Annotated in this window: 22 protein-coding genes; 12 read left to right on the plus strand and 10 right to left on the minus strand. The window is 63.7% G+C overall.

The genetic code is table 11. From position 1 onward, the window contains the following. The first annotated feature begins 179 nt into the window (after window positions 1–179). The 3 genes from ACOYYX_RS09175 (at window position 180) to ACOYYX_RS09185 (ending at window position 2494) form a co-directional block, all read left to right on the plus strand. Window positions 180–1667 (plus strand): TonB-dependent receptor, encoded by a 1488-nt coding sequence (locus ACOYYX_RS09175; RefSeq protein ID WP_422931605.1) that lies wholly within the window; start codon window positions 180–182, stop codon window positions 1665–1667. A 223-nt stretch (window positions 1668–1890) separates the two neighbouring features. Further along, the gene (locus tag ACOYYX_RS09180; protein ID WP_422929629.1) at window positions 1891–2064 is read left to right on the plus strand and encodes a hypothetical protein; all 174 of its coding nucleotides are present in this window, start codon (window positions 1891–1893) and stop codon (window positions 2062–2064) included. A 118-nt stretch (window positions 2065–2182) separates the two neighbouring features. Next, on the plus strand, window positions 2183–2494 hold the full coding sequence (locus tag ACOYYX_RS09185; protein ID WP_422931606.1) for a winged helix-turn-helix domain-containing protein: 312 nt from the start codon (window positions 2183–2185) through the stop codon (window positions 2492–2494). Window positions 2495–2799: 305 nt separating this feature from the next. Here ACOYYX_RS09185 and ACOYYX_RS09190 read toward each other — a convergent pair whose 3' ends face one another. Together ACOYYX_RS09190 and ACOYYX_RS09195 are read right to left on the minus strand one after the other, a co-directional pair. Beyond that, the gene (locus tag ACOYYX_RS09190; RefSeq protein ID WP_422929630.1) at window positions 2800–3765 is read right to left on the minus strand and encodes an acyl-CoA desaturase; all 966 of its coding nucleotides are present in this window, start codon (window positions 3763–3765) and stop codon (window positions 2800–2802) included. A gap of 349 nt (window positions 3766–4114) precedes the next feature. Next, the gene (locus ACOYYX_RS09195; RefSeq protein ID WP_422929631.1) at window positions 4115–4273 is read right to left on the minus strand and encodes a chemotaxis protein CheB; all 159 of its coding nucleotides are present in this window, start codon (window positions 4271–4273) and stop codon (window positions 4115–4117) included. A 209-nt stretch (window positions 4274–4482) separates the two neighbouring features. Between ACOYYX_RS09195 and ACOYYX_RS09200 the strand changes: the two genes are divergently transcribed. Beyond that, complete coding sequence (locus ACOYYX_RS09200) at window positions 4483–5496, plus strand: hybrid sensor histidine kinase/response regulator (protein WP_422929632.1); 1014 nt, start codon at window positions 4483–4485, stop codon at window positions 5494–5496. A 207-nt stretch (window positions 5497–5703) separates the two neighbouring features. After that, window positions 5704–6120, plus strand: coding sequence for a response regulator (locus ACOYYX_RS09205; protein ID WP_422929633.1), 417 nt, complete (start codon window positions 5704–5706; stop codon window positions 6118–6120). An 861-nt stretch (window positions 6121–6981) separates the two neighbouring features. Here ACOYYX_RS09205 and ACOYYX_RS09210 read toward each other — a convergent pair. Beyond that, window positions 6982–7332: a hypothetical protein gene (locus ACOYYX_RS09210; RefSeq protein ID WP_422929634.1), complete on the minus strand. Its 351-nt coding sequence runs from the start codon at window positions 7330–7332 to the stop codon at window positions 6982–6984. 431 nt (window positions 7333–7763) lie between these two features. Between ACOYYX_RS09210 and ACOYYX_RS09215 the strand changes: the two genes are divergently transcribed. Together ACOYYX_RS09215 and ACOYYX_RS09220 are read left to right on the plus strand one after the other, a co-directional pair. Then, window positions 7764–8117: an RNA recognition motif domain-containing protein gene (locus ACOYYX_RS09215; RefSeq protein WP_422929635.1), complete on the plus strand. Its 354-nt coding sequence runs from the start codon at window positions 7764–7766 to the stop codon at window positions 8115–8117. A 274-nt stretch (window positions 8118–8391) separates the two neighbouring features. Further along, a complete protein-coding gene (locus ACOYYX_RS09220; RefSeq protein ID WP_422929636.1) occupies window positions 8392–8730 on the plus strand; it encodes a hypothetical protein in 339 nt (112 codons plus the stop codon). A gap of 596 nt (window positions 8731–9326) precedes the next feature. Here ACOYYX_RS09220 and ACOYYX_RS09225 read toward each other — a convergent pair. Beyond that, window positions 9327–9587 carry a hypothetical protein gene (locus tag ACOYYX_RS09225; RefSeq protein ID WP_422929637.1) on the minus strand — a complete coding sequence of 87 codons (261 nt, stop codon included), beginning with the start codon at window positions 9585–9587 and terminating at the stop codon, window positions 9327–9329. Window positions 9588–9867: 280 nt separating this feature from the next. Here ACOYYX_RS09225 and ACOYYX_RS09230 point away from each other — a divergent pair, with 280 nt between their 5' ends. Further along, on the plus strand, window positions 9868–10230 hold the full coding sequence (locus tag ACOYYX_RS09230) for a DUF3467 domain-containing protein (RefSeq protein WP_422929638.1): 363 nt from the start codon (window positions 9868–9870) through the stop codon (window positions 10228–10230). Window positions 10231–10457: 227 nt separating this feature from the next. Here the strand turns inward: ACOYYX_RS09230 and ACOYYX_RS09235 are convergent, their stop codons facing one another. Continuing rightward, entirely contained in the window at window positions 10458–11273 is an 816-nt protein-coding gene (locus tag ACOYYX_RS09235) for a hypothetical protein (RefSeq protein ID WP_422929639.1), read from the minus strand. Window positions 11274–11677: 404 nt separating this feature from the next. On the opposite strand from ACOYYX_RS09235, the gene ACOYYX_RS09240 reads away from it, so the two are divergent. The 4 genes from ACOYYX_RS09240 to ACOYYX_RS09255 all read left to right on the plus strand — a co-directional run bounded on the left by ACOYYX_RS09240 (window position 11678) and on the right by ACOYYX_RS09255 (window position 14821). Continuing rightward, on the plus strand, window positions 11678–13276 hold the full coding sequence (locus ACOYYX_RS09240; protein ID WP_422929640.1) for a hypothetical protein: 1599 nt from the start codon (window positions 11678–11680) through the stop codon (window positions 13274–13276). Beyond that, window positions 13266–13841 carry a hypothetical protein gene (locus ACOYYX_RS09245; RefSeq protein WP_422929641.1) on the plus strand — a complete coding sequence of 192 codons (576 nt, stop codon included), beginning with the start codon at window positions 13266–13268 and terminating at the stop codon, window positions 13839–13841. Before ACOYYX_RS09240 ends, ACOYYX_RS09245 begins: the two co-directional genes overlap by 11 nt. A 130-nt stretch (window positions 13842–13971) precedes the next feature. Further along, complete coding sequence (locus ACOYYX_RS09250; RefSeq protein WP_422929642.1) at window positions 13972–14274, plus strand: hypothetical protein; 303 nt, start codon at window positions 13972–13974, stop codon at window positions 14272–14274. A gap of 127 nt (window positions 14275–14401) precedes the next feature. Continuing rightward, window positions 14402–14821, plus strand: a complete 420-nt coding sequence (locus tag ACOYYX_RS09255; RefSeq protein ID WP_422929643.1) for a hypothetical protein — start codon at window positions 14402–14404, stop codon at window positions 14819–14821. A 113-nt stretch (window positions 14822–14934) separates the two neighbouring features. Here ACOYYX_RS09255 and ACOYYX_RS09260 read toward each other — a convergent pair whose 3' ends face one another. The 5 genes from ACOYYX_RS09260 to ACOYYX_RS09280 form a co-directional block, all read right to left on the minus strand. Beyond that, window positions 14935–16281: a sulfatase family protein gene (locus tag ACOYYX_RS09260; RefSeq protein ID WP_422929644.1), complete on the minus strand. Its 1347-nt coding sequence runs from the start codon at window positions 16279–16281 to the stop codon at window positions 14935–14937. 270 nt (window positions 16282–16551) lie between these two features. Further along, complete coding sequence (locus tag ACOYYX_RS09265) at window positions 16552–17469, minus strand: MBL fold metallo-hydrolase (RefSeq protein ID WP_422929645.1); 918 nt, start codon at window positions 17467–17469, stop codon at window positions 16552–16554. Between the two features lie 11 nt (window positions 17470–17480). Next, a complete protein-coding gene (locus ACOYYX_RS09270; RefSeq protein ID WP_422929646.1) occupies window positions 17481–18860 on the minus strand; it encodes a dihydrolipoyl dehydrogenase family protein in 1380 nt (459 codons plus the stop codon). Window positions 18861–18885: 25 nt separating this feature from the next. After that, window positions 18886–19362 (minus strand): DinB family protein, encoded by a 477-nt coding sequence (locus ACOYYX_RS09275; RefSeq protein WP_422929647.1) that lies wholly within the window; start codon window positions 19360–19362, stop codon window positions 18886–18888. A 66-nt stretch (window positions 19363–19428) separates the two neighbouring features. Then, window positions 19429–20175, minus strand: a complete 747-nt coding sequence (locus tag ACOYYX_RS09280; RefSeq protein ID WP_422929648.1) for a peroxiredoxin-like family protein — start codon at window positions 20173–20175, stop codon at window positions 19429–19431. Between the last annotated feature and the right edge of the window lie 34 nt (window positions 20176–20209).

Here is a 20209-nt window from a genome sequence, read left to right on the forward strand (position 1 = left end):
GGTTTTTTCGGCGAAGGGTGATTGGGTGTCAATTCTTCGCGAAAAGCCATGCCCCGAAGGTGCATCGCCGCTGCCGATGTGCGGGAGGCTTGCCTCCGAGGGCGAGGTCATGCGCCATCTTGCCGCTCCACTTGTTACAATGCCGCTCTTGCCCGGCCGGGGCAGATGACAACGAGATGATGGAGGCGAGATTGGAACCGAAAACCGACCGCAAGAACTTGGTCACCCAGCAGAAGGCCTTGGCCATCAATCTGAATTCGCGCAAGTATGGAACCTTCGCCGAGATCGGAGCCGGACAGGAAGTCGTCCGATGGTTCTTCCAGGTCGGAGGCGCCGCGGGGACGATCGCCAAGAGCATCTCCGCGTACGACATGACCGTCAGCGACGCCATCTACGGCCCCTCGCCGCGCTACGTCTCGCGCGAGCGGCTCGAGACGATGCTCGACTACGAGTACGAACTGCTCCAGGATCGGCTCCGCCCCAAGCGCGGGGACGACACCGACTTCTTCGTCTTCGCCAACACCGTCTCCGCCCGCAACTTCCACGGGACCAACGAATGCCACGGCTGGATGGGCATCAAGTACCAGGCCACGCCGGGTGCCGAGCCCAGCCAGATCGTGCTGCATGTCCGCATGCTCGACAAGGATAACGTCTCGCAGCAGCAGGCGTTGGGCATCATCGGCGTCAACCTGATTCACGGCGCATTCTTCAGCTACGCGAATCCCGACGAGCTGATGAACTCCCTGATCGACGACCTCTCCGCCGAGCGGATCGAGGTCGACATGATCAAGTTCTCGGGCCCCGAGTTCCAGGGGATCGACCATCGCCTGATGAGCCTGAAGCTCGTCCAGCTCGAGCTCAGCGACGCCGCGATGTTCTCGGCCTCCGGCGAGGTCTTGCAGCCGTCGGAGGTCCTCTACAAGAAGCCGATCCTCGTCGAGCGCGGGTCGTTCCGGCCGGTGACGCATGTCAACATCGACATGCAACAATCCGCACGCCTGCAGTTCGCCCAGCACGTCTCGTCGCGGACGGAAGGCAAGGCCGAGCCGGAGATCGTCTCCCTGATGGAGCTGACGATGCGCAACCTGCGCTCGACGGCCGGGGAGCACGGCGACATCGACTACAATGACTTCCTCGCCCGAGCCGACGTCCTGGCCGCAACCGGGTCCACGGTCCTCATCTCGGACTACTTCGAGTACTACCGCCTCGCCGCCTACCTCCGGCGCTACACCAAGATGCCGATCGGCATCACGATGGGGATCCCGAGCCTGATCGACCTCTTCGACGAGAAGTATTACGACCACCTCGAGGGTGGCATCCTCGAGTCGTTCGGCCGGCTCTTCCGCAACGACCTCCGCCTCTACGTCTACCCGCTCCTCGACTCGGCCACGCGACACCTGATCACCGTGCAGAAGCTCAAGGTCTCCCCCAGCCTCCAGGGCCTCTACGAGCACCTCGCCGAGAATGGCTACATCGAGAGCATCGACTTCTACAACAAGGATTACTTGCGCATCTTCTCCCGGGACGTCCTCGTGAAGATCCGCGACAACGACCCCACCTGGGAGACGATGGTCCCGCCCGGCGTCGCCAAGCTCATCAAGGAACGCCACTTCTTCGGCTACCGGCCTCCTGAAGGCCGCGAGACCGAGGTGAATGCTCTCAACTGATCCCCGGCCACCCTCGAAGTCGCGGGCGCCGCGTCCCGACTTGAACCTCGAGAGCGTCCGGGGATCGCATCACCTCGCAATCCGAACAAACGATACAAAACAAACCTAAAAATCATTTTTTACAAGTCAATTTATTGCATCCCGCCGGACCTCGTACCGGCCGCCAGGCCTATGACTGACCGGCGCGTGAATCGCGTTAAGTAGGCGGCAGTAAAATGATGGGATGGATACGACTCCCCCCATCCCGCATGAATGTCGCGAATGGTGGAGGTTCCGCACGCTGTGCCTCAAGGGCCGGCATCAGCGTGGCATCGCCAAGGCCTTCGACGTCGCCGAGGTCTCCGTCGGCCACTGGTCGGCCGAGGCCCGAGGCGCCCCGGGCTCGCCTCGCACCTGATGCCTTGCCGAAGCTCTCTGCCGGGCAGAAGCAGCCGATCCCCGAACTTCTTTGGCATGGGCCTGAGCCCTATGGCTTCCGAGGTCGGGTCTGGTCCTGAGCCCGCGTCGCCAAGGTCATCGAGTGGGAGTTTGGCGTCCACTCCCACAAGAGCCACATCGGCCGCCTCCTCAAGGAACTGGATTGGACCCCGCAGCAACCGATCCGGCGGGACGAGGACGCCATTCGGCGGCGGCTCGAGGACGTCTGGCCGGAATTAAGGCGACGTGCCCCTCGGGAGCGTCGGGCCCTTGTTTGCGAGGTTGAGCATTCCTCCGTGGCCTGTGGGGGCAGCCGGGTGGGCTGCACGCGTTCGCCACCGAGGTCTGGGCGGCCCCCCAGCGGGACGAGTTTCGGGAGGAGCCGGCCGATGTCCGCCGGCTCGGGGTGATCGGCTGGATCCCCGTCCACGACGTACCGCAGTGGGAGGGCTCGGCTGACGACTCCTGTCCCAGCCGAAGCCCTGAAGGAGCAGGGCATCGGAGGTCCCTCGTTGCCACGAATGGCGGCCAGGCGACGTCGAGCACTACTGGCTCTGCGCGGGGTGAACCGAACACGGCCGGCGTCAGGACCTGCATGCGGCCCCTGGGCAAATCATAGCCCGAAGGCGGTAGCGGCCGGGGCGATTCAGGACCGCGCTGTCCTGCCCCTGACAGCCGCCTCGAGCGCCTCGGGTTTATATGCCCACATGCCTGGTCAAATAAGCCTCCGCCTCTGGCGTTGGGCCTCCATCGTAGGCAGCTTGACATTCCATGCGAGGCCAAGGCGGGCGAGCATCCAGATGACCCAGTAGCTCATGTCGATTTGCCACCATCTGAGCCCGTGTCGGGCGGATGTCGGGAAGGCGTGATGCGTATTGTGCCATCCCTCGCCCATCGCCAGGACGCCGAACACGACGTTATTCCGGCTCTCGTCATTGCTCCGATAGGGCCGCATGCCCCACAGATGGCACGCCGAATTGACGCTCCACGTCACGTGATGGACGAGGAAAATGCGGACCAACCCGCCCCAGATCAGCCCGGTCCAGAAGCCCGACCACGTGCCCGTCAATAGGCCGCCAAGGCTGGCCGGGATCGCCAATCCGAGTATGATCCAGGCAGGGAATAGGACGCTCGCCGCGCGAAGGGTGGGGCTTCGGCTCAGGTCCTGCACATAGCGATCGAGTCCCGGCGGCTCGGGATCGAACATCCAGCCGATGTGGGCGTGCCAGAGGCCACGGAAGACTCCAAGGATTCCCTTATCGGGGCCGTGGGGGGAATGAGGGTCTTCCGCGGTATCGGCGTGCTGGTGATGGCGGCGATGCATGGCCGCCCATTTCAGTAGGGGCCCTTGCACGGCCATCGAACCGAGGACGGCCAAGACGAATTTCACCACCATATTCGTCTCGAATGAACGATGGACGAACAATCGATGATAACCGACCGTGATGCCAAGGACGGTCAAGGCATACAAACTCAGCAAGAGCCCGAGATCCGTCCAGCGAAATCCCCAGCCCCAGACCATGGCCGGGGCGGCCATCACGCCAAGCAAGGGGACGAGGATGACCATGAGCACCGTCAAACGCACCGCCAGCGAAATCTGCTCGGGCGGTGCGCTCGCGGTTGGAAGTTCAGCGTCGGGATTGGCGACCGGGAATTCTGTCGTCTCGATCGGCTCGCTCATGCCGATGCTCCTCAAACTGATGGCGTGCCGATGCCGGAAGGACTAGGCGACCTTCGCCTTGGCACGACTCCATAAATTCATGATTATCAAAATACACGCAAAATCCAAGCCGGATGCACAGCCCGACCGCCGATTTAGCCGAAAGCATAAATAGAGGCCGCCGACGTAAGGCTCGTGGTCATAAGACGTGTGGGGGATCAGATTCATTTCCTCGTGAACGCGTTTGCCGAAGGACGAGTTAGATCCAACAGGCCCCGATGACTTCAACTGGCCGTTGAGCCCTGGTCCCCGGCTGTGCGAACTGATAGCGAGGTTTCGCGTGGGTCGGACCGCCGACCTGGGCCTTGATCTAGTTCTTATCGGTCGAACCTCCCTCGAACCGCGAGAGGGCCGGGCCTATCTCGTCGAGCGGCAGCGCGTAATCGAAGCAACCCGTCTCGTTGGCGACCTTGGGCATGCTCGAGGCCTGGGTGGTCTCCGGTTCCTGCACGATCACCTTAACGCTCATGCGGTGGACGACCCTGTCCGATCCCCGTCGTGCTGGCCCGCGAACATCCCGGGCCCATCAACGGCTGGCCCGTGGTCCGGCCGTCGCCCGCGACGGCCGGACCACGGGCCTGATCCAACTCGCGGACAAATACGAGGGTGATTTCACCGTCACGAACGACGACATTCTCACGCAGCCCGCCCGGCTCGCCTCTATCGCCAATAGAGAACGTGTCGCACCATCAGGAGCTCAAGAGCAACGACGCGAGGAAGTACCAATTCCTCGCGTTGCTCGCCCACGAGATGGTCCGGCATTTAACCCTCCTCATCGACGAGCTGCTCAACGTCTCCAGGCTCGCTCAGGATAAGATCGAGTTGAGGGGATCGGAGGTCATCCTCGACGACATGTGCGCCCGGGCCATCACACCGGCTCGATCGCAGGTTGAAGAGAAACAACATGAGTTGACCGTCTCGTTGCCCAAACGCCCCGTCAACTTCTCCGCCGACGCCACCTGCGTCGAGCAGATTCTGAGCAACCTCCTCACGAACGTCGCCAACTATTCGGAGACTGGGAAGTCCATACGGCTCTCTACCGAAATCGTCGGCGAGGAGATCGTCTTCCGGGTACGCGACCAGGGCTTTGGGATCACGGAGGAGATGCTGCCGAAGAGCATCGGCTTGTTACGCAGGTCGACGCGACAGTCCATCGTGCCCGCGACGGCCTGGGCATCGGGCTCTCGCTGGTGCGTATCCTCGCCGAGATGCGAGGGACGGCATCGCGGCGATCAGCGGCGGGAGGGACGCGGGCTCGGAGTTCACCCGCCGCCTGCCGATCCTGCGGGCCGAAGGGCGTTCCCCTGCACGAAGAGGCCCGGGAGCCGGAAGAAGGCATGTATGGGGACGAGTGCTCGTCGTTGGCGACAATGCGGAAACGGCGAGGCTGATCGCCAGGCTCTTCGAATGCTCAGGTGTTTCGAGGTGGCGATCGCCCACGACGGGCGGGAAAGCATCGAGCTCGCCCGTGAATTCAATCCGCAAGTGATCCTGCTGGACCTCGGACTGCCCGGGATGAACGGCTATGAGGTAGCCGCGTCGCTGCGCCAGGATGACCGGTGCAAGTCGGCCATCCTCGCCATCTGGGGCTATGGCGACGAGGGAGCCCGGGAAAGAGCGAGGGGCGCGGGCTTCGGCCACCACCAAGCCCTTCGACTTCCGAAAGTTGCCATCAATCATCTTCGGAGGTAGAGATTAATTGAATCTCGGGCGCGGAGTGGATTGTGAGCCAGGACCTCGAGTTCTTCCGCATGCGACGTCAGCGGCCTAAGATGTGCAATACAAAATAATGGCAATGTACCACGCATTCCAACCCGACGGACCTCAGGCATTACGTTGCCTGCACGCCGGACTTTGGCCTGCCTGGCCGGCGTAATCCTGAAGCCCTCGGGAGTCTCCATGCAAGATTTCATAGACCTCATCGCAAAGACGGCCACTCGGCTCGGCCGCGGCAGCCTCAGGATCTTGATCGCGGAGGACTACTCCGACCTGGCCCGGATCATGGTCATGTACCTGAAGCACATGGGGTTCGATGTGCAGTCGGTTGCGACGGGCCCCCAGGTCCTGCCCAAGGTCCGGAGATTCCTCCCCCACCTCGTGCTGCTGGACATCGGGCTCCCCGGGATGAGCGGCTACGAGGTGGCGGCCGCGATCCGGGCCGATCCCACGCTCGCCAGGACCGCGATCATCGCGATCTCGGCCTATGACCTCGAGACCGGCACGGAGCCATACCTTGCAGCCCGCTTCAACCACTACTGCACCAAGCCCGTCAACCTCGACAACCTCGTCCCGATGATGCTGTCCTGCTGGAACTGAGAAGGACACCGAGTCAGGCTTGCCACCACGATCTACCCGCCCACCAAGGCACGAATACTTCGCCACCTTAAGAATAAGCATTTAACTACCTGCCGAACTCTTCCCGAGGCGGCCTATGCCTCATGTGCGAGTCGACCGAGAGGCTGTGGCCGGGCGATTCATCCGTTCGTTTTCAAATGTGCTGCGGTTGCACGCCGTTGCGAATCGCCCTGGCTCGCCCCGATTCCATAGCGGGGGACGTTTATCCCAATTCTTATCCTCCGGACCGATCCTCGAGGTTGATGCGTGCCGCTTGCCTCGTTGACGGAGGCCAGCGACTCTTTCACCTTCATCTGCAATGTCAGGTACCTTTCGCCTGACCTCGCCGGAATAGGAGAAGTAGAGGAGACGAACTCGTCTTCATCAGTTCGGCGATGCCCTGGTACGCCAAGGGCAATCCGCCGATCGATGCTTACCGCCCTTGGTCGCATCGTCGAGGAGGTCGAGCTGCGGGAGATCGCCCGCACTCAGGTAGATCGGCTGGCCGTCTCATCCGACAATGTGCAGACTTGTCGAGTAATACAACTCGAGCCTACCGGCACAAACCTCGAAAGAGAGAGCTACCCCAAATGCGTAGCACACTCCCGGCCGGTAATCGGCCCGCGAAAATCTTCAAGATGTGGGGAGCCGGTGTGGTCCACTCCGGATAGGGGATTCGCTAGTTGGCCCCTTCGGCGATGGGGTCAAGCCTGGGCGATGGACTCGAGGGCCGGAGTCCACGGACACTTCGAATACATTCGCGCGGCCCCGCACGGCGATATGGCGAACGGCATCACGAGCGGGGACGCAAAAGCTACCGAGGAGGCATCGAGATGTAGACATTTAGCACTCTTCGCGGTAGTCGACCAGCCTCCGCCTCTCTTCTTCGACGTAGTGTCGGACCAGGCCGAGCAACTCCTCGGCGGAGGCCGCATCGACGATCGCGACCTGCCGCTCGGCGCATGGGGTTCCGCTTGGATTGTAAGTGACCCGGAACGCCTCATCACGTTCCGCCGCACCGATGACGATGGCGAAGAAAGGCCGCTTCTCGTCGCCCGCATGCCTCTCGCTTCGAATCCTCAGGGTGACGTCCTGGCCTTCTGCCTTCAGAGCGAGTCCGATGCCGGCCTCCTCCTTCAAGCTATCCCTCAGCGTGGAGAACAGGTCGAGGAAAACCGCTTCGGTCCGATCCATGATTTTACATCCCTTCGGCCTCGCCCCGCAGGATGGGCGGCGACGAACGGCCAGCGTCCCCATCGCTTCGACGGCGATTCGTCCGCCGAGTGCAGGCTGGGCCACACTGACTGGCGCAGCCCCCATCCCTGTGTCCGACGCGGCTTGACGTCATTCTATCCGCTATCCGGCCCGCGGAGGAGAGGAAGCATTCGCGATGGCCGAAACGAAATATTAGAGAAGAATAACGAGATTTCCCTGTTAATTTTTTCAAATGTTTGTTATCTTCCAATCGGTTGGTCTGACGAACGAGCAGCATCGCCGGTTCTCCCGAACCTGTCGCCGCTACCCTCCCTCGCCTCTCCCGCCCGATGGGCTCACTACGAGCCCTCCTTTCTCCTCGACCCGGGAAGAATCATGCGGGACGCCGCCATTTCGCTGCGGAGCTGAATTTGTCCAAGAAGCTGTACGTCGGGAATCTCACTTACAACGTCAACGAGTCCGACCTCGAGGCGATGTTCACCCCATTCGGGATGGTCCAGAGTGCCCAGGTCATCGTGGATCGGGACACCAACCGCTCGAAGGGCTTCGCCTTCGTGGAGATGTGCTCGGATGCCGAGGCCCAGGCAGCCATCCAGGCCCTCAATGGCCGTGATCATGATGGCCGGAACCTGACGGTCAACGAGGCCAAGCCCCGTGAAAGCCGCCCAGGCGGTGGGTCCGGCGGCGACAGGCGTAGCGGCGGCTATGGCGGCGACCGTCGTAGCGGTGGATACGGTGGCGGTGGCGGTGGCGGACGTTATTGATCGCGGCGGCATCCGGTGGTGCTAACCGACCCCGCGGGGAGCCTCGACTTGGCCCTCTGCGGGACACCACCACGGGGGGCCTACGCCGTCGATCTCGTCGACCTGGGATCATACCTTGTCCCGGTGATGGTCGCGGCGCCCCCTATCATCCCATCCCATCCCATCCCAAGCCGAGGCGGTCGCCGCTCGACTGCCGTCGGGCCATCCCACGGCCGCCGACTCATGCTCGGCGTCGGATCATACCCGGCGGGATTCCACCATTGGGAATATAATAATGCATATCTACCCGGTTGACGAGCGGCGGATCTCGGAAATCGAGCGAGGGCGCAGTTGCGAGGCGGTCGTCCCTTTACCCTCCGGCGGGTCGCTCCTGATCGGGGATACCGTCCTGTTCGCCCTCTCGTCGTCTCGATCCGGGCTGGATCCGACCTACGTCAAGGGGGGGGACTCTATTGTCGTCTCGATCACCGGGGTCACTGACCTCGGGGCCATCGACCCCGCCACCGGCCGGGCATTGATACAACTCACCTGGAAACCGCTCGGCCAGGAGGAGTCGTCGGCTTCCACGCTCGGTCGAGCCCGGAAGCCGAATCGCACTCATGATGGTACCTGACCGGGCCAACTTGCAGCTCGGCTTTTCCAGAGAATCACGGCTTACGCGAGGGTCGCGGCGCTCACCGGCCATAATCGATGGAAGCGGCGCGTCTTACCGAGGCGCGACGCCGATTGCGGGATGTCCTGCGAATCGGATTATCCGAGAGTGCCACTTGAGTCGCGATGCAATGGCCGGACCCCGATTCCGATCCACCGGCGAATGGCCTGCCTGCTGATTCTGCCGGCACTACCGCAGCATCGCGGGACATCTGCTGGGGCGGGTGATTCCGGCCCATGTAGGCGCACTTCAACTTCATCCACGGCAAGTCGTCGGATCCACCAGCAAGCGTATTACGCATTTCATTGCCACCCGATCCGATGATGGTGGTCGAGCCGGTAGAGGCCCGCGACCTGACCCATCAATGACCCCGCGTACGCCGCGGGATTCCCTCGCACCCGCATTGCTCCCCGCAAGACGGCCGCCAGGCCGTTGGGTAGCGAGACCACTCGCAAGGCCCTGACGATATCGTCCTCGGCCTCAATCAGGGCCGCCCGGATGGCGGCTGAGTCGCCGGCCCACGGCGAGATAACAGGCGGCGGGTTTACCTCCGATGGCTACAGGCGTCGCCAGTGGAAGGGAGCCGCGTGGGTCCAGGGTATCGTCTCCCCGAAACGCGAGCAGACGGTGATCCGGTCCTCGTCGATGACCAGTGCCAGATCCAACAGGCCGGAAGTCAGATCCGCCACCTGCGAGGCCGATACACCGCTGACGAAGAGATCCAGGCAGTGCTCCCCCTCGTCGAAGGAGTAGATGGTGCCGGGAGACCACCGGGCCTGGCCCGCAGTATGAGGATATCCTACCCTGAGTTGCGTCACGCACCATGACCTCCCGTCGAGACCATCACAAATCACATCCAGTATCATACTATAATCATTTTTATAGTATCAACATTATAAAAACGTCCTACAAAAGCTTTCCTTCAAAAATTCCAAAATTTTTGTTCTCCCTATATCTTTGTCTCACGAATGTGTATCCTGGCCCGAGGCCCTATGGAATCGCGGCCCGGATCCGCCACGCGTGCTGACCGGCGTCGAGTGGCCCGATTAAACTCGCCCTTCTCGAGGTTCTCCTGTCAAGCAAGGCGAAAGGATCCACATGCGAGACATCCGGTCGGCCGGAGATCGTCCCCTCTCGACGAACCCGACACCGCCGCAGATTCGACCCCCCACTGAGGGGGTCGTCATCGACGACTCGGGGGCACAACCCACTTACAGCAACTTCTGCCGGGTCATCGCCACCGCGGAAGAGGCACTCTTCGACTTCGCCCTGAATCCCCAGCTTGTCACGACGAGTGCTCGGACCATCACGTCGGACCTCCGCATCGTCACGACCTTCTATACGGCCAAGCGTCTCATGGTGGCCCTGGCCGCGACGATCCAGCATTACGAGCAATCCTTCGGCACCATCGAGGTCGACATCGGGAGACGCGTCGAGCCCAAGCATCCCTTCGAGCAATGAATTCCCAATTGTTGAGCGGCCGGCTTCCGGCCCGAGGGTCAGGCCGGGGTGGCGGCCCTCGCCATCTCGTCCTACGTCCGAGCGCGGTTCAAGGCTCGTGGTGCAAGAGGCGGCATCCACCACGAGCCTGGGCGTGAGAGCAATGCCCAGGGCCTTGATCCCGGACAGTGATCGGGATCTCCTCCCCCACGGGCTGTCGCGGGGGAGGACCGACCTGCGCCAGTTGTTCAGGCATGCGACGGGCGCGTTTCGCGGCGGCGGACGCCGAGTATCGGGACGGGCTGGAGCACCTCGCCCGAACCGACGAGGGATCCGAAGATCACCGCCGCCATGGAGGTGAAGACCCCGAGCAAGGTCCACCAGGTGGCCCGCCGGGTCCCTTCCACCATATTGGTGCCGGCCTGCTGGACGTCGGGGCGGCTGGCGATATCACGCGCCACATCGGGCGCAGCGGCCGGGTCATCGATGACTCTCCCGATGGATCTCTTGAATTCGGCCTGGGCCGTCCGAGCCTGCTCGTCGCTCAGGCCGGCCTTCTTCAAATCGGCGACGAATCGCTCGCCGCCGAGCTCCGTGTCATATCGACGGCGGAGTTGCTCGACGATGCCGCGGGCGGCCGGAGCGTCCGCACCGTCGGCCTCCGCGAATGCGGAGTAAGCCCCCGAAGAAAGGCCGAGCATGGCGCCGAAGCCCGTACGGATTCCCGTGTTGAACAGCCAGATGAGACCGAGGAAGAGCGTCCCCCAGAGGATGACGCCGTAGAGGATGGATTCCAGCTTGCTCTCGCCGACCGCGAGGCGACTGGTGGACCACCCGCCCAGGAACATCGCCAGCAGCAGCGTGACGATCGAGTAGACCGCGGCCCCGGCGCCGAGATGGGCGGTCGCGCCCCGAACGGCGATCTCGAGCCCGAGAGCGACCCCGAGGAGGGTCAGGAGGAAATAGACAGCCGTGGCGATCATGGCTCCGGCGGCGATCGCGGGCCAACTCACACGGCTGCGGACGGCCAGCAAGTCGCTGGCCTTGGGATAGGATGTTTCCATGGCGTTTCTCCCCATCAGTAGAGGCGACGTCCTCGGCGACGCGTCTCCATGGACGCTCGCTTCGATTCCGCCCGGCCTCAATGGTCTTGGATCAGGATGCGTGACGCGTCGCCCGGACGGACGACGGGCTCGAACAACGAGGGCGAGTCAGCGGGAGACCTGCCCCGCGACCCTTGCCTTCGAGAGAGTGGCCGAGGCCGGAGTATTCTCAAGCAAAGATCACGCCGGGAATCCACTGGGCCCACGATTCCGGCGAATACACAGAATTATTCTAGTGGAAAGATCACGATTTTATTTAAAAACAATTATTTGATTTACCCTATTTTCATAATGAGGCTTCTTTGATTGGCTCATGCCGGCTAATAGCCCCCACCACTTACCCCGCATGAGCCGATCCCCGACATGTGCTTCTCGCTCCTGGCGGGTCGCTCGGGGGCAAGCGAGAGCGTGGCGGCGGCGTCTTCGCCGGACCGGCGGTGCTCGCCGGCGGCATTATCGCCGCGACGTACCTCGTCTCGACGCGGCCGCCATCGCCGCCGCCGGTCGCGGCTGCACCTCCCCCGCCGGTGACGTTCAACGTACCGGAGTTCAAATTGCCCGAATTCAAGGTCCCGGAATTCAGGATGCCGGAGATCAAGCTGCCCGAGGTCAATCTCCCCGAGGTCGACCCGGCAGAGCTGGCCAGGAGGGAGGCCGAGCGGCTCGCGGCGCTCCAGAAGCTCGCGGAGGACGCCAAGGCCGCCCTCGTCCACGAGGAGACGCCCGAGGATGCGGAGGGGAAGAGGAGGGCGGCCATCCGGGCCCATAACGCCCGCGCCTCGCAGATGATGGATGCCTACATGTCGGGTGTCATGAACGAGGAGGTGAATCGCTGGGAAATGGAGGAGCAACAGATCCAGGACTACGGCAACTCACTCATGCGGCCGCGCCATTACACCCTCCCCCCCGGGGTCGCACATGGTCCGCTGACCGGCGTCGGGCGCGGGGACGGATTCCCTCGCCTGTCGTGGCCGCGAACATCGGAGCAAAATAACATAAACAAATTCATTTTCCACAATTCCAGGCGAGGTCACGAGGCCGAGTTCGCCGCGGAGATACTCAACCTCCACGTCGACCCGGGGCCAAACCAAGGCGATCCAGTTCGGGGGCGTCATGTTCGCGATCCACCTCGCGATGTGCCGCGCGGACCACGAATTGAACGCCCTCCGCCTAGCCCCGTCGAGGAACTGAATCGGGAACATACATGCAACTGCGAGAATACATCGGGAGTATCGACCCGCGAGGATACCTCGCGCATCTATCGCGCATCGCGACCCGCGAGGATCTGCATTACCCCTGATCGTCGCCGTCGCGGGGGCGGCGATCTTGTCGGGGAGGCGGCTGCTGGCCGGCGGGCCGGGCGGCAGGAAGGCCGACGCCCTGGCGTCCCTCTCGCTCGCCGTCATGGTCCCCTCGTTCGGCGAGCTTACCTGACGCGGCCCGAGCGGGTGGTCGAGAAGGAGGTCGTCCGAACGGTCGTGGAGGAGAGGCCCATGATCGTCGCCACTTTCGACGCCGCCGCGGAGGCGATGCAGGCCCGCCAGCTCGAACGGATGTCGGGCCAGCCACATGACTTGAAGGGGCGACTCGGCCGCGATGAGTCCCCGCGGAAGCGCAAGGAGGCCGAGACCGCGAGCTTGGCCGACCGGCTGCAGCGGATGACGCCGGACACGTCGGCCTCGTTCGTCGCGGCGCTAGAGAAACAGGAGACGCGGTGGGATTCCCTCCAAGACGACCGGGCGGGCCACGACGCCACGAGGTATGCGTACACCTTCGAGGCCTTCTACCGGTTCTTCCGCGAGTACATCCACGTGCGTCCGAACATCGGGACGCAATTCGAGGGCAAGCGGGGCACCGTCTGGTATCAGCCTCGCTGCGCACAATGCGAGGCGAACCTGGCGATCAGGCGCCGGATGGACGAGGTCTTCGGCAATTATGAGGAGGCGAAGGCGAATGGCCGTTGATGATATCCCGGTCGGTGAAGAGTTGAGGCGATCGGAAGGCCGCCCGCCGGGGCCCGTCGCGGTGATCTCATGCCCCGGGTGCCTGAGGCAGTCTCGGACCGACCCTTCGCTGGACGGGAGGTTGGGGAGATGCTCGGAGTGCGACGCGCATTTCGCGATCAGCGTGCCGACCCTGCTGCCCGGCGGCGCGGTCCACACCTACGACGCGCCGCTCGAGGTCCGCTACGAGTTCTTCGAGGGCGCGTGCCGCGAGCAGTCTTCGAGATCTCGGGAGGTATTGAGGCTCGCCGGCCGGCCCGTCACCGCAGGCGACCTCATCGGCATCATCCGCTCGCTGCCGCAGGACCGATCGGCGATAAGGGACGCATCCTGGCGGGCGGGCCTCCTCTACGAGGCGATGGGGCCGCATACGACAGGCTGCGCGAGACCTGGGGATGATCGCAGGTTGTGGGCCGTCTCGGCCTATTTCTGCGAGCGAGTCCCGTCCATGTCCCGATCCGCCCTCGGGACGCTCGAGGCGGCGGCCTCAGGCCTGCTCGAAGGGCTGGGAGAGGAGGGGGATTGAGCGACGCCCGATCGACGGACGGGCCCGCTGGAACGATTCGCCGCCCGGATGGGCTGGTGAGATTGACGCCCATGGATGGGGATTTTATTTCGGGCGACAGGCACGGCGCCGTCTTGAAATGGCCGAGGGAATGGCGATGCGGGGAGTCGAGGAGGATGCGATCCCGATCCCTATCGCGGGGTGGCACGTGGCGAAGCGTCTGGTGATCCCGGCGAACGTGGTGATGCACCGGCTGCCGGCCTACACGCCGGAGCTGCAGCCGGCGGAGCCGCTATGGCCCCTGTTGCGCGAGGCGGTGGCGAACCAGGCGTTCGACGACCTGGATTCTCTGCAAGGGACCATGGTGGAGCGATGCCGCTGGCTGATCGACCACCCCGAGGTCGTACGCGGGGCTGTCGGGTTCCGGTGGGCCGCTGCCCTCAATAGTCTGTGATCCACAAGATTCGGTATGAGCAGGGGGGGCTGGACGAGTCGAGCTCCCAGATTGAGGACGCCACCTCGATATTTCACCTCGGCGAGCGAATGCCCTGCGGACCACCACGTGGCATGGGGTTATGACGATGAGCGTCGGGACCAACTCAGCCGCCATTGCCGCGGCCGCCATGGCGGAATTGATGAGGCAAGAGGAAGAAGAGATGACCCCCTATAGCGATAAAGACTTGGCCGAGGGCTGGGAATTCAAGATCGTGCGAGGGGCCATGGGGGCGTTCAGCAGGCCCGAACGGCTCCGCGCCGTGCTCGATGAGGAGAAGAAAGGCGGATGGGTCCTGGTCGAGAAATTCGATGATTGCCGCATCCGCCTGAAGAGACGCGCCGGTACTAAGATCTTGGATGGGGATTTCGCTGAAGGTTACGACCCTTATCGGACTTCCTTACCTGTCTCGGAGAAAACTCGGGCGATCCTTATCGGCGTCATTGGTGCTCTACTCCTTGGTTTCATCCTCATCGGAATCATTGCTGCAATTATGTCGTCGTTTTAGATTCGTATGCCCGAGCAGGAGGCGCTGCCCCTGGACTAACTCCTACGAGTCTGGTTCCAACCGCGACAAAATTTGATATCCTAGCGGATTTCGCGAGGTGGGCTCCCTGCATATCATTTATTGTCGGCCTTTTTGGCTTTCTTCCTCGCGGCCTTGCGGGCGACCTTGGCCGGATTGCGGGCCTTGGACGCTTGCTCGGCGTCCCAGGCGTCCCATCGGGCTTTAAGCTCCTTCACCTGGTCGGGCTTTGCGGCCGCCAAGTCGTGCTGCTCGCGGAGGTCGGCGGCCAGGTCGAACAGCTCTGGGGCGTCGTCTCCGGGCCCGCCGTGCACCAGCTTCCAGTCGCCGTGGCGGATCGCCCACTTGCCGTCGATCTTCCAGAATAGCGTCTGATGCGGCCGATCGAGGTTTGCGCCCGACAGATACGGCAGCAGGTCCACGCCGTCGAGCTTCCAGGACGGCTCGACCTTCGCTCCGGCCGCCGCGAGGAACGTCGGCATCATGTCGAGCTGCACGACGGGCTTGTCGTAGACGACGCCGGCCGGCAGGTGGCCAGGCCACCGGATCATGAACGGGATGCGGATGCCACCCTCCCAGGCGGTGTTCTTGCGGCCGCGGAGCGGGTCGTTGCCGTCGGGGTGGTTGGGCGCCCCGTTGTCGCTGATGAAGACGACGATCGTGCGGTCATCTTGCCCTAGCTCGCGGACCTTGGCAAGCACCGCGCCCACGGCGTCGTCCATCGCCGCCGTCATGGCGAACAGGGTCCGGTCGGCCTTATTGGGGACGTCCGCGAAACGCCGGAGATACTTGTCGGGCGCGTCGCGCGGCGCGTGGACCGCGTTGAACGGCAGGTAGAGGAACCACGGGCCATCCTTGTGCCGCTCGATCCAGTCGACGCTGCGGGCCGCGAATGCGTCGGTGGTGTAGAACTCGGGGTCGCCAACAGGACGGACGGACGTCGCGAGCCGCGAGTCGATGAAGCCGTTCGGCTTGAAGTATGAGCCGGGATTGCCGATCACCCCATAGTATTCTCCGAAGCCCCTGGCGGTGGGCAGGCGGTCGGGGGCGTGCCCCAGATGCCACTTGCCGACCATCCCGGTGGCGTAGCCCAGCGCCTTCATGCGGTCGGCCATCGTGACTTCCGTCAGTGGCAGGCCACCCGGGGCCATCTCGTTGTTCTCGTGGCCGTAACGCGTGGGGTAGCGTCCGGTCATCAGGCCCGCTCGCGAGGGCGAGCAGAGTGGGGCCGACACGTAGCCCTGCGTGCACCGCACGCCGCGGGCCGCGATCGAGTCGATGTTGGGCGTCGGCACGTGCTTGCCGCCATAGCAGCTCAGCTCGTTGTAACCGAGGTCGTCGGCGTAGATCAGCAGGACGTTGGGCCGGTCGGCGGCCGCGGTGAGTTTTGCAGGACCGAGCACCACGCTCAAGGCAAGGACCGTCGGAACGAGCGTCTTCATCGCGTCTCCCGATCTCACTAGGGCATCGAATCCTCACCCGGTCCCTGCAGACCGGGAGGGCATCGCACATTTCCTAGCAAATACCGCCAGGGAAGGCAACGATATCGGGAGGCGTGCGCGGTTCTCCGGACTTCGTCCGATCCACCGATCGGAAGGCGAGTGACCGGTTGTTAAAATCATCACATCCTGTCCATAGCAATGGCCTCTGGCAAGTTCGGGATTCCGAAGCCAGGTAGTCATTCCCTATCCGGCTTTCGTCCTTTCCGGCGTTCAATGGCCCGCATCCGTCTCTCGCAGGTCACGATAAACCGCGGCGACATTCACGGTCTTGTGCGCCCACTCGAAGAGGCTGTATTCGCCGTACTCGGTCATGGAGGCGGCACCGAGCGTGTCCTCGACCGATCGACCCTCGTCGATCGCTGCATGAACGGCGTCGTCCAGCTCCAGGAGGTAACGGAGGGGGAACTCGATATCGGCGCGGCGCATCGGCCGGCCATGTCCGGGGATTATAGTCGCATCCTCCGGCAGGAAGTCCCGCACCCGGCCCAGGGTCGCGATCGTCTCTCTGTGCCGCCCCTCGAGGAGCCAGGGCAGGGCGGGCGATGGTGCCTGGATCATGTTGCCCACCCAGAGCACCCTCGCAACGGGCTCCCACACGACGAGGTCGCCCGGCGTCTGCGCGAACCCGAAGTGCCGCACCTCGACGGTCCTGCCTCCGAGATCGACGCTGAGCATCTCGGGCACGGCGATGTCGGCGGTGCGCGGTTGCACTCGCTCGATGCCTTTACCCTGGCCCATGAGGCCGATCATGAATCGGCGATCTTCCTCGAAATTCTCATCCATGTATCTCTTGGTCGCCGGATGCTGGATCACGACGGCGGCCTCCGGGAAGAGGAAGTTCCCGTAGGCATGGTCGCCGTGGTAGCTCGTGTTGACAAGATAACGGATCGGCTTCGATGTCGCCTGGCGCACGAGCCCGATGAGCTGCGAGGCGAGGTCCCCGTTCAGCATCGATTCGACGACGAGGACGCCCCGCTCGCCAATCACGAAACCCGCCGTGGTCCCGACATGGTCCTTGGCGAGCACGTCGTCCGGCAGGACCGCGAACACGCCGGGTGCGAGCTCTTTCGAGGTGAGGTTGACCCTCGCGGCATCCCAGGGTGGCGGCGCTTCACCATTCGGCATCATGATCGCCTCCTTCAGCCGTTCGGCACGGACGAGAAAAGCTCGGCGAGTCCCTCGGCCATCGTCGGGTGGGTCAGGACGGCATCGCTCAGGGCCGTGTACGGCAGGCCCGCCAGCATCGCGACCTGGACGACGGCCATGACTTCCCCCGCCTCCGGGCCGAACGCGGTGAAACCCAGGATGCGGTTGCCTTCCGCCTCGACGAGCGCCTTGTAGAAGCCCCGAGTCTCGGAGAGCGTGTGTGCTCTCAGGACGCCCGGCATCGGAAGCTTGGCCAGGCGGTATTTCACGCCGCCATCCTTGGCCTCCCTCTCGCTCAGGCCAACCCGGGCCAGCTCTGGGTCGGTGAACAGGCAGTAGGGCACCTGCCGCCCGGTCGTCACGCGGTCCCCGCCGGTGAGGTTGGCCAGGAGCACCCGGAAATCGTCCTCGCCGATATGCGTGAAGTGGGGACTCCCCGCGCAGTCTCCCGCCGCCCACACGCCCTCGGCCGTCGTCCGCAGCCGCTCATCGACCTTGACGTGACCCCGCCCGTCAGTCTCCACCCCTACCGATTCCAGCCCGATGCCGTCGGTGTTCGGCGTCCTGCCCCCTGCGACGAGCAGGTGCGTCCCTTCAATTACGCCCCCCGCCGTATGCAGGCGCACGGACTCGCCGGACTTCCCCTCGACGCGATCGGCGGCCGTGCCGGTCCGGATTGCGATCCCCTCGTCGCGCAGGAGCTGCTCGACGGCCTCGGTTACGTCCGGGTCTTCGCGGTGGATAAGGGCATTGTTGCGTTCGACGACGGTGACGCGACTGCCAAAGCGGCGGAAGGCTTGCGCCAGCTCAAGCCCCACATAGCCGCCGCCCAAGACGATCAGGTGTTCTGGCAACCGATCCAGCTCCAGGGCCTCGATATGCGTGAGGGGGCCGGATTCCGAGAGGCCGGGCGTGTCGTCGAGCCGGGCCCGCGAGCCGGTGTTGATGACGACATTTCGTCCGCGAAGGGTCCGCGTGCCCCCTTCGTTGAGCGCGACCTCGATGCTTTTGGGCGCGATGAAACGCCCGCTCCCCATGATGAGCTCCGCGCCGCTGCCTCGGTATTTTTCGAGGTGCATCTCGACCAGCCCATCCACCATATTCCGCTTGCGGTCACGGACGGCGGCCATGTCGACCTTCCAGCCGTCGTGGGACACCCCGTACTCGGCACTGGTCTGGACGAAGTGGGCCACCTTGGCGCCGTGGATCACGTTCTTGCTGGGAAGGCAGGCGATGTTCGGGCAGGAGCCGCCCACGTAGCGCCGCTCGACGACAACTACCTTCTGTCCGCGCGAGGCCAGCGTCCAGGCGATTAGTTTGCCGGGGGCACCGCTTCCGAGGACGATCAGATCGTAATCTTCGGGCTGAGACATGGATGGTTCCTCCGAACGGTGATAATTACTCGGCGATCCCCAGTGCCTTCCTTTTCTCGACGACGAACGCCAGGTGGTGTTCCACATGCCCGGTAATCCCGGTCAGGAGTTGCCCCACCGTCTTCGTCACCTCCTCCCCCGTGACCTTGACCAGGATCAGTTTCCTATCGAGGGCGGATTCGGGGAAGGACCCGACGATCCGGGCCGTCTGGTTGCGGATGGCCTCGAAAATGGTCAGCTCCTCCTCCACGTCCCGGGCTTCCACGGCGAGCTTCGCAGTCAATTCCTCGGCGGTCGCTGCCGGCAGCCTGAGCGTGTCTCGCTGAAGAGATGCACGGATGCGCGTCGCCGTCATCAGATCGGTGTCCGCGAGGTGGCAGAGCACTTCCATTGCGCTCCACTTCCCCTCGACGGGGTGTGCGTTGAGCTGGTCCCTGGTCATGCCGTCATAAGCATCACGCAGCGCGGTCGTCCCCGCCAGATAATCTTCGAGAATGCCCATTACCCCTCCGGATCAAGCTGGCCGCCCCTGCTCGAGGCGGCGCGACCTCTTCTTTGTCCCCGGGCCTCAACGGGCCTTCTTCAAGCCCTTGAGGGCGGACACCACGTTCGAGGGCTCCGCCCTCTTGCGATAGTCGCCATCGACGAACGCGTAGCGGATGACCCCGCCCTTGTCGATCACGTAGGTCGCGCCCAAGGGCAGCTCGTCGGGGGAGTCACCGTTGAACTTGCTCAGGTCCAGGCGGCCCTTCATCTGCTCGGCGACCACGGCGGGCACTTTGTAGGCCACCCCGAAGGCGTGGGCGGCCTTGTTGCCCTTGTCGCTGAGCACTTCGAAGCCGAGGCCTCCCTTCTCGACCGTCGTCAGCGAATTGTCGGGCGTCTGGGGGGAGATGGCGACGAGGCTCGCCCCCTCGGCCTTGATCTCGGGCAGGACCTTCTGGAATCCCCTGAGGGCGATGTTGCAGTACGGGCACCAGCCCCCGCGATACCAGGTGACGACGACCGGACCGTTCTCGAGCAGGGAGGAGAGCTTGACTACCTTCCCCGACGCGTTCGGGAGTTCGAAGTCCGGCGCCTTGTCGCCGACCTTCAAGGCTTTCTCGAGCACCCCCGACTTCTTGACCTGCTCGATCCCCTCCTCATAGGCCTTGAGCCGTTCCGCCGGGGCCTTCGAGGCGATATCCTTCTGGAAGGCCTCGAGCTCGCGCTTGACGGGCCCGTCTTTCGCGAGCTCTTGCGCCGGGAGCGGGGCCGCGTGAAGCGCCAAGATGGCGACCGCCAGCGAGAGGATGCGTTCCGGGAAGCGGGCCATGATCGATCCCCCGAGATTGTGGCGCCCGGAATCC

Origin of the sequence: Singulisphaera chitinilytica, from assembly GCF_049331405.1 — a bacterium.
In the GTDB taxonomy this organism is placed as follows: domain Bacteria; phylum Planctomycetota; class Planctomycetia; order Isosphaerales; family Isosphaeraceae; genus PoT.